The sequence below is a fragment of the Nitrospirota bacterium genome (assembly GCA_040756155.1).
Taxonomy (GTDB): Bacteria; Nitrospirota; Thermodesulfovibrionia; order JACRGW01; family JBFLZU01; genus JBFLZU01.
In genome coordinates this window covers 1-8,762 of the sequence record JBFLZU010000041.1, presented here as the reverse complement: position 1 = coordinate 8,762, position 8,762 = coordinate 1, and the positions used below count along the sequence as shown (strand labels likewise).

The window sequence follows — 8,762 nt, the reverse complement described above, 5'->3', positions numbered from 1 at the left end:
AGGACGCATTACTGTGGCAGTCTGAGGCTGGGCGATTGTGGAAAGAGGGTAACCCTCTGCGGATGGGTACAGCGTAGAAGGGACCATGGTGGTATTATCTTCATCGACCTCAGAGACAGGGAAGGTATCGTCCAGGTAATATTTAATCCTGAAATTAATCTCGCTGCTCACCAAGAGGCACATGAATTAAGGTCTGAATATGTAGTAACCATAAATGGTGTAGTCCATCCAAGACCTGAAGGGACAGAAAATCATTCTATACCAACTGGTTCTATAGAGATAATTGCAGATGGAATTGAAATACTTAACAGATCCAGGACCCCCCCATTTCTCATAGAGGATGAGACTGATGCTGCAGAGATCCTCAGGCTGAAATACAGGTACCTTGATCTGAGGCGTCCATCACTACAGTCTATACTTACTCTGCGGCACAGGGTTATCAAAACCATAAGGGAATTTCTTGACAATAAGGGATTTATTGATGTAGAGACCCCTTTTCTCACAAAGAGTACACCTGAAGGCGCAAGGGATTATCTTGTTCCAAGCAGGGTTAATCCAGGGATGTTCTATGCCCTTCCCCAATCTCCTCAGTTATTCAAACAACTACTGATGATCTCTGGACTCGACCGCTATTACCAGATCGTCAAGTGTTTCAGAGACGAAGACCTAAGGGCAGACAGGCAACCTGAGTTCACACAGATAGACACTGAGCTGTCATTCGTAGAGATAGACGACGTCTTAACGCTCATGGAAGAGATGTTCTCATACATCTTTAAAGAAGTGAAAGGCATCGAGATAAAAACACCGTTTCCAAGATTCTCATATAGAGAATCAATGGAACGTTTTGGAACAGATAAACCAGACATAAGGTATTCGCTTGAACTAAGGGATATATCTGACCTCGTCTTAAACGGGGGGTTCAAGGTATTTACAGAAACGCTCTCGAGGGGTGGCATTGTAAAGGGAATAAATGCGAAAGGACTGGGAGGAATCTCAAGAAAAGAGATAGACGATCTCACAGAGATGGTCAAGGAATTTGGTGCAAATGGACTTGCATGGATAAAGGTTACAGAAAAATTTGAATCTCCAATAACGAAATTCTTCGATGAGAATATCCTTAAATCCATCTCTAATAGGCTTGAGGCTAAAAAAGAAGATATGCTTTTCTTCGTTGCAGACACCCCAGAGATAACAGCAAATACCCTCGGAAGGCTCAGGGAAGAACTGGCAAAAAGGATGGGGTTGATTGACAGGAATCAGTTCAAATTTGCATGGATTGTTGACTTTCCATTGCTTGAGTTTAACAGCGATGAAAATAGGCTTGAGCCCATGCACCACCCTTTTACATCACCGATGGACGAAGATATAGAAAAATTATTTTCAGTAGATATTAACAATCTTGAACTTCAGACTTCAGACTTCAGACTTCTAACTTCTGTCAGGGCAAAGGCATACGATATAGTTCTAAATGGTCACGAGATTGGTGGAGGAAGCATCAGGATACACAGGAAAGAGATCCAAAATAAGATGTTTGAACTCCTTAATATCAGCAAGGATGAGGCAGAAGCAAAATTTGGTTTTTTGCTTGATGCCCTTGAATATGGTGCACCACCACATGGTGGTATTGCCTTCGGACTTGACAGGCTTGTGATGATAATGGCAGGAACAGATTCCATAAGGGATGTAATAGCCTTTCCGAAGACCCAGAAGGCTGTCTGCCTTCTCACAGAATCACCTTCCCAAGTCAACCAGGAACAGTTAAAAGAACTGCATATCAAACTGGATATTCCGAAGATTATCTGATATATTTCATAGTGGAGGGACTTTTGAAAGAAAATAGCCGAGGCATCCTGCCTCGGATGAATGCAAATGTCAGGCAAGATGCCTGACCTATTTTCTTGATGTTCTTCCTTTACCTAATACTGGAGGAATTTTGGCAAAGATTATCTTTCTTATAATCACAATAAGCATCTTTGCATACAGTTGCGCAACCACAAGTATCTTACCATCAGGAATAGCACTTAAAGATATCCCTGATAGAGAATACAGGCTAATTTTCTACGGTTTTGAAAACCCACCAACCCCAAAACTTACAGTCCTCGACATAATCAACGATGGTATAGAGATTGAACCCTTTATGTCTGAATTTTCATACAAAGAACTAACAGGAAATGTAAATGTCGCAATAGAGTTCTTGAAAACCCATCCTGAATTCAGGGATACAACAACACAGGTAATAAAACTCACTGATGGGAGGAGTGCAGGCTACATAATTAAACCTGAATATATATTACAATTCATGTATCCGCTTGAGGTTAACTTTTATCAAAAACCAGACAAACTAAACAGGGTCTACTTCTATGTGAAAGAGAAGATAGATATTCATCTTTGGGGGGACAATGGTGCTGTTTTGGGTGGAACGCCAGAAAGGGATTGATCCATATAATGTCTACCCCAACTTTTCTAATGCCTCTTCTATCCTGTCGAGTCCCTTCTTTATATTATCCATAGATGTAGCATACGATAATCTTATATATTCATCTGCACCAAAGGCATCGCCTGAGACAACCGCAATCCTCGCCTCTTCAAGCAGGTAAGTGGCAAGTCCTGAAGAACTGGTTATCTTCTTACCATTAAATCCTTTACCATGATAAGAAGATACATTCGGGAATGTATAAAATGCCCCTACAGGCATCAGACATGAAATCCCCTTAATGTTATTTAATCGCTCAACCATGTATCTCCTTCTCTTGTCAAACTCACTCACCATCCTCTCCACTGAATCTTGAGGACCTCTCAGCGCTTCTACCGCAGCCTTCTGTGCAATTGATGTCGGATTTGATGTTGACTGACTCTGGATCTTTGTCATTGCAGATATTATTTCTTCTGGTCCTGCAGCATAACCTATCCTCCAGCCAGTCATTGCATAGGTTTTTGAAAATCCGTTAACCACTAAGGTTAATTCTCTTATCTCTTCACTGAGAGAGGCGATACTAATATGTTCAAAACCGTCATAGATGAGTTTTTCGTATATCTCATCAGAGATAACATAGATGTTGTTTTTTACAGCAATCTCTGCTATTTTCTTAAGTGTCTTTTTGTCATAAGCAAGCCCAGTTGGATTTGATGGACTATTCAGTATAATGGCTTTTGTCCGTGGGGTTATATTCTCTAACATGAATTCACCAGTAATCATAAAGTTATCCTTTTCATTGGTCCTGACAATCACAGGCGTTGCATCGTTTAGTAATACCTGATCAGGGTATGAAACCCAGTAAGGAGAGGGGATTATTACCTCGTCTCCTTCTTCAAAGAGTGCCTCTGCAATGTTATAAAGGGAATGTTTTGCACCACAGGAGACGATTATCTCTGTTCTTTTGTAGTGAAGATTGTTATCCACCCTGAATTTTTCTATGATTGCATCTTTTAATTCATCTATGCCACCTACTGGGGTATATTTTGTAAAACCTTCGTTTATAGCCTTTATGGCTGCCTCTTTGATGTTTACAGGTGTATCAAAGTCAGGTTCTCCTGCACCAAACCCTATGACATCAATCCCTGCAGCCTTCATCGCCTTTGCCTTTGCATCAACTGACAGAGTTGGTGATGGTTTAATTGCAGTTGCCCTTTTGGAAAGTCTCATACTATTTACCTCTTTCTTTTAGTTTTAACTTCCTAATATCACTCACCTCAAAACTTATTTTTGTTTGTGTAGGTTCTTTTGCAATAGGTGCATTATATGACGTAATTCCATATCTCTGTACTGCATTTTCTTGAATTGCTACTGCTGCTCCTTTTCCTTCAAGAAATGCTCTGACAGTCCTGCGATTGAATTTAGAGACACCAATCTCATGGAGATCTTTACACTCTTCACTGTCAATTGTAAACGCAGGAATGTTTGTCTCAAGAATTTTTTTCGCCATTGTATAGGTTTTTGACCCCTTTGGTCCGTAAGGAATGAAAACAACATCTGAAAGCACACAGGCTATCCAGTTTCTTTCCATTATATTTTTACGCAACTGTCTCGTCTCCACTGGGTTGCTCACGGAAAGCATTAATAGCTCACCATCTTTAGCACGCCTGAAATATTCATCCCTTTCAGGGAATTCGTGTAGTGGCGGATAAAACCTGTCTAATAAAAAGGAATCATAACTCTCAATATCCAACCCTTTGCATGAAAAGAGTGTTACCGTAGTATTTTTTCTAAATAACCCCAATCTAAATATTTCAGTCTCCATCACTGAATGCCATCCACCGATATAATTCATATCGTATTCCCTTATAGTAAAGAGAATCTGATTTGTCTCCATCATTGCAAGCCCTGTGATAGAATCAGCAGAGATCACAGCCATAGTAAACCGGTCAAGAAATTCTAATGGGCCATTATAATAGATCCTTTCAGGGGTTTTATTGCCAAAGCGTTCCTTAACTTTTCGAGGATAATTGGGGTCTGATGGTGTTATCACTCTATATTCCATAATTTCCTCACCAATAGATTTATGTCTTTTTGAATATCTTCTATGGATTTACCTCTTTGCACCAGACTATGCGCTTCCTCTGATAATTCAGCAAGTCTTTTGTGTATTTTATTATCTGAATTAAATTTTGGAATCGCAAGATTATTCATTACAGAAGGCGCGCCGAATCCCCTTCCTGCGGATGAGAAACTCCTTATAAAACCGTTAATAATCTCAGAATTTAATATGGCACATAAGTAATGCGCTTCATTCTTGTCATTTGTCGGGAAAAAAGCAGTGGGATCAGTTGGGATTATTAGTTTGGTTCCAAAATCAGTTTTGATGCTGGATAAAACGACTGCTGATATTTTCGAAGTTGCACGGTTCCACGTTACTCTATATTTAGAAAAAGTTTCTTCGCTAATATTATACTGTGAATAAAACGCTGCAAAGGGAACACGTTGGATAATTTTCCCCCTTTCTTTTATTTCTCTAAAGAAATGTTTTCGATAAATAGCTCTTTTTGCAAGTATGTCTTTAAACTGGACAAGATAAGCATAAGTGAGCGGAAGTTTTGAACTTAAATAATCCTCATTGTAACCTCGCCTTTTTTTAGGATCCTGGGATATTAACAGATAAAAATATGACTTTATGCCAAATTTTTTAATATCCCCACCACAAATGGAAGGGAATACTAAATCCGGCTCTATGGATGTAGTAACAGGTTTTATTTCAAGGTGTCCTCTTTCGTGCATATTTTGAATAACAAGTATTCCATCGGGCCGTACTTCTTTTAACTGTAATCTAAAAACACCGTAAGGTGTACCATACACACCACAATATGCTCTATACGGATTTTCCCCTTTTAAATAAAAATAAACTTTCAGCTCTGCCGTTGGTGCAGTTTGCCAAGGAGAAGTAATTTTGTTAGGATTTACAGGAATTGCTTTTGTCTGTTTTATTTTAGAATATGCCAAAACCTTATCTATTTGCCAATCAGGTAGAATTCTACCAATTCCTTTTTTTCGTTTCCATTCTACAGATGAAACAGGATAGGTTGTTTCTTCTCCTTTTTTCAAAAAGAACACAGATGTTTTATTCGACGCAGTAAATGGTTTTAAGTCAAACATATCTTCCATGCCGAGGACTTTAAGCGGTATCTTTTTATCTTTAAGCTCGAACCGTCTGAAGCCTTCTCCTTTACCTTTTGATTTAAAGACCTCCATTGTGATTACAAAACCCAAAATCCCACTATCTTTAAGATAATTGTCTGCACAGGCATAGGTAAATAGCATGGAGAAATCCTTTTCACCTGCCCCAAGCCTTGTTTCGTGTCCCTTCAAAGAAAATAGACCATATCTGTGCCATAATTTAAGTGTTTTTTCCCTATATTCATCGGAAAGATACACCCACATTATCCATGGCGGATTGCCGATTACAAAATCAAATTTACCAAGATACACAGGTGCAAAGGCATTCTTTATATATCGTGCCCAGATACCATTTTCACCCTTATCGTCTAATTCCTTTATACGCCGATAAACCTGAGCAAGAAGGAATGTCTCTTCTTCGGAGAGCATAAATTCTACTTTTATTTGTTTTTCAAACTTTTCAGGTTCAATCTTACCTCTTAAGGCAACATCCATCATTGAGGTAAACTTATCTATATGACTTTTCTCCTGCATCGAGACAGGAAAGATATAGTCCCCTTTTGTTGTAGTAAAGACTATGGTGTCCTCAAATGGTAACTTCCCCTCTTCAACATAGCGGGTTGGAGCAAGTATGGAATCACAGAGATAGACAGGGATGGAGATTGGTCGTATGTAGGGAATAAATTTAGAGAATGCAATCAAGTAGTTAGTCCGCGCTGCTAAAACAGCAATCGGGTTCAAATCAAAGCCAACAATATTGTCGAGTATATGACGCGCAATATTATTGATTTGAATCTTCTTATGACCCTCTGCATATTTTATCACACGATTAATTGCTTGAACAAGAAATGTGCCTGAACCACAAGCAGGGTCGAGAAAACGACATCCAATCTCTCCTTTATATCCACTCTTTTCTACCACATAGCCTGCAAGCCAATCCGGGGTATAATATTCGCCTAAATCGTGCCTCAATTTTCTGGGAACAATCACCTCATACAGTTTCTGCAGTAAGTCTCTTGTCCATTCCGGTTCAAGGATTGGTGTTGCAGGTTCGAAATCAGAGAGTGTCCGCACAATATTACGAAAGGCATTCGCAATTTGAGAACTCCATCCATCAAGATACCATGAAAAGAAATCAGCCTCTAAAAAATTGACAATACCCCGGTCAACAAAATCTCCCCCACTCTCTAAATAAGATAGCTTTTTAAATAACTCATTGTCGCCCATCGCTCCTAATCCTCTAACGAACGATTCTATTGAACTTCCACGTTGAAGTGAAACAAGTTCAATAGCGATGATCTTCATAAGAAAGGCATAAAAGGTATGTATTGCAAAGAGTAACTGTTTTAGTCTGATACCACCAGGCAACTGATATAATTTTGCTGTTTCTTCTGCTGACTTCTCTGCTTTTTCGAGTTCCTGACCATAGACCACACCAAAAATCCTATCCCATTCTTGAAAGAAGGTTTTTACCCTCGAGGGGGCTTGTCTCCTTTGTGTCCGCATTATTTCAGAATATAATTCAGCAACTGCTTGTCTTGTAATTTGACAATTAGGGGCAAATACTTGTGCAAGGTCTTTTGCGGTAAGAGGACGTCTTGCAGAAGCTCTGACGAATATTAACAGGTTACTAATACTTGAGGTAGTTATTGGATATGGACCCATAACTTGAAATCCACGATTGGCTTCAATCTCATAAAACAAATCAACCTGTATTTTTTCAATAGGTATCGGTGCCTGTAAGATTGTAGGGACTTTTGTAAATCTTACGAAAAGTATATGTTCGCCATCCATTGCAACACCGACTGCTTTCTCTAAAAAATCTTCTTTCTGTTGTCCAAACTGTGTTGCCTGTTCGCTCAGATAACGCTTAATCTGTTCTGTAACCTTTTTGACACTTGTTTTCTCAGACAATTTTCCAGGAAGTTTATATTCTATTATTAAATAACCATAAACTGCATCGGCTTTTCCTCTAAAGCTTGTGGCAGTTTTTTCATATCGCACAACATCTATATCAACTCCCATCTTTCTAAATACATGCTGAAGCAGAGGTTCCACACCCATCTTGAGGTCTTCTTCTGTTCTGGATTTATGAGCAATTTCCCTAATATCTTTTACTAACTTCTCCGTATTTATCTGCCAGTATTTCTTTTCTTCTTTCATGCTTTTCCTGAACAGTCATCCCTCCTTGACATGCGTTTTAAAGGATTATATGATATTGAAAGATGAATATCAAGGAATACTATGGAAAAAGCAAGGGCGCACATAAGGATTAAGGGGATAGTTCAGGGGGTATTCTTCAGGGCTTACACGAGGGATAAGGCTAATGCACTCGGTTTAACCGGATGGGTAAGAAACAGGCCTGATGGTTCTGTTGAAATGGCTGTAGAAGGTGAAAAGGGTGACATAGATGAATTGATAAAGTGGTGCCATAAGGGCCCTCCAGGGGCAATGGTAAAAGATGTGACTGTAGAATGGGAACCCCCAGGTAATGAATTTGATACATTCAAAATCATTTACTATTAAATTAAATTTTGCATTTTACATTTTGCATTTTACATTGAAACGAAGTTTGATATGGATTATCTAATCGAACTCGATAAGACGTTCTTTTTTTTTATAAATATCCAGATTCAGAATACCCTCTTTGATATTATCATGCCTTATATCACCGAAAAGAAAAACATGCTGCCCTACCTGATAGCAATAGCAGCGTTACTCGTTTTAAGGGGTGGTAAAAGAGGAAGAGAGGCGGTGGTATTGCTGTTACTTGCTGTTATAATAAGTGATCAGCTCTCAAATCTACTTAAAGGCATCTTCCAGCGTGTAAGACCATGTAGTGCACTTGATGGTGTAAGACTGCTTGCCGGGTGTGGTAGTTCCTTTTCGCTACCTTCAAATCATGCCACAAATGCCTTCTCAATGGCAATAGTAGGTTCACTTATCTATAATAGGTTTACACCATTGTTGATGTTTTTTGCCTTTGCAGTGGCTTTCTCGAGGATATATGTTGGAGTACACTATCCATTCGATGTAGCACTTGGAGCCCTTGTAGGTATATTTGTAGGTTATGTTATAACAACTGCTTACGATATATTGAAGAAAAGCAGAGAAAAGACAGATATTCAAAACCAAACAGAAACCAAAGAACAGG

General features: G+C 39.1%; 7 protein-coding genes. 4 read left to right on the top strand and 3 right to left on the bottom strand.

The features are described from left to right. Both aspS and AB1488_03450 read left to right on the top strand, forming a co-directional pair. Positions 1-1,803 (top strand): aspartate--tRNA ligase (aspS, locus tag AB1488_03455; protein ID MEW6409153.1); only part of this gene is annotated, 1,803 nt, incomplete at its 5' end. 130 nt (positions 1,804-1,933) lie between these two features. Beyond that, a complete protein-coding gene (locus AB1488_03450; protein ID MEW6409152.1) occupies positions 1,934-2,437 on the top strand; it encodes a hypothetical protein in 504 nt (167 codons plus the stop codon). A gap of 12 nt (positions 2,438-2,449) precedes the next feature. Here AB1488_03450 and AB1488_03445 read toward each other — a convergent pair whose 3' ends face one another. From AB1488_03445 to AB1488_03435, 3 genes are read right to left on the bottom strand one after another with little or no spacing between them, the layout of a single operon-like run. Further along, positions 2,450-3,643 (bottom strand): pyridoxal phosphate-dependent aminotransferase, encoded by a 1,194-nt coding sequence (locus AB1488_03445; GenBank protein ID MEW6409151.1) that lies wholly within the window; start codon positions 3,641-3,643, stop codon positions 2,450-2,452. A 1-nt stretch (position 3,644) separates the two neighbouring features. Beyond that, positions 3,645-4,478 (bottom strand): DNA-processing protein DprA, encoded by an 834-nt coding sequence (locus tag AB1488_03440; GenBank protein MEW6409150.1) that lies wholly within the window; start codon positions 4,476-4,478, stop codon positions 3,645-3,647. After that, positions 4,463-7,771 carry an N-6 DNA methylase gene (locus AB1488_03435; protein MEW6409149.1) on the bottom strand — a complete coding sequence of 1,103 codons (3,309 nt, stop codon included), beginning with the start codon at positions 7,769-7,771 and terminating at the stop codon, positions 4,463-4,465. The genes AB1488_03440 and AB1488_03435 overlap by 16 nt, the downstream gene beginning before the upstream one ends. A gap of 81 nt (positions 7,772-7,852) precedes the next feature. Here AB1488_03435 and AB1488_03430 point away from each other — a divergent pair, with 81 nt between their 5' ends. Both AB1488_03430 and AB1488_03425 read left to right on the top strand, forming a co-directional pair. Next, positions 7,853-8,134, top strand: a complete 282-nt coding sequence (locus AB1488_03430; protein ID MEW6409148.1) for an acylphosphatase — start codon at positions 7,853-7,855, stop codon at positions 8,132-8,134. Positions 8,135-8,185: 51 nt separating this feature from the next. Beyond that, on the top strand, positions 8,186-8,762 hold a 577-nt coding region (locus AB1488_03425), incomplete at its 3' end, for a phosphatase PAP2 family protein (protein MEW6409147.1).